Genomic DNA, 953 nt, shown 5'->3' with positions numbered 1-953 from the left:
AGGACGGCCTGATCAAGGTCGTCACGCCGATCGACGACACCCCCGCGGCGAAGGCGGGCCTGCTCGCGAACGACATCATCACGCAGATCGATGACGACCAGGTCCAGGGCCTCACCCTGAACCAGGCGGTCGACAAGATGCGCGGCCCGGTGAACTCGAGCGTGAAGCTCAAGATCACCCGCAAGGAATCGAAGGATCCGATCGACGTCACGCTCACCCGCGACGTCATCAAGATCAAGCCGGTGCGCTCGAAGATTGAGGGCGGCGACGTCGCCTATATCCGCCTCACCCAGTTCAACGAGCAGACCTTCGACGGCATGCGGGCCGCGATCGACAAGCTCACCGGCGAGATCGGTGCCGACAAGATCAAGGGCTACATCGTCGACCTGCGCAACAACCCGGGCGGCCTGCTCGATCAGGCCGTGATGGTCTCGGACGCCTTCCTCGATCGCGGCGAGATCGTCTCCACCCGCGGCCGCAACCCGGACGAGACCCAGCGCTTCTCCGCCAAGGCGGGGGATCTGACCAAGGGCAAGCCCATCGTGGTGCTGGTCAACGGCGGCTCCGCCTCGGCCTCCGAGATCGTGGCCGGCGCCCTCCAGGATCACAAGCGCGCGACCATCATGGGGACGCGCTCCTTCGGCAAGGGCTCGGTGCAGTCGATCATCCCGCTCGGCGGCTCAGGCGCCCTCCGGCTCACCACGGCGCGCTACTACACGCCGTCGGGCCGCTCGATCCAGGCCAAGGGCATCGAGCCGGACGTCGAGGTCACGCAGGACGTGCCGGACGAGCTCAAGGGCAAGGACGAGACGAAGGGTGAGGCCGGGCTCAAGGGCCACCTGAAGCAGAAGGACACCGACGAGCGCGGCGGATCCTCCGCCTACGTCCCGCCGGACCCGGCCAAGGACAAGCAGCTGATCTCGGCCGTCGACTTCCTCCACGGCATCCAGAAG

The 953-nt window shown here is 66.8% G+C and carries 1 protein-coding gene; it reads left to right on the top strand.

Annotated features, from left to right (window positions below):
* Positions 1 to 953 (top strand): S41 family peptidase (locus NS334_RS16720; RefSeq protein ID WP_058756996.1); only part of this gene is annotated, 953 nt, incomplete at both ends.

It is taken from the genome of Sphingomonas endophytica (genome assembly GCF_001476895.1).
GTDB classification, from domain to species: Bacteria; Pseudomonadota; Alphaproteobacteria; order Sphingomonadales; family Sphingomonadaceae; genus Sphingomonas; species Sphingomonas endophytica_A.
Note: the sequence above shows the minus strand (reverse complement) of the source record. Positions and strands in the feature narration are given on the sequence as shown.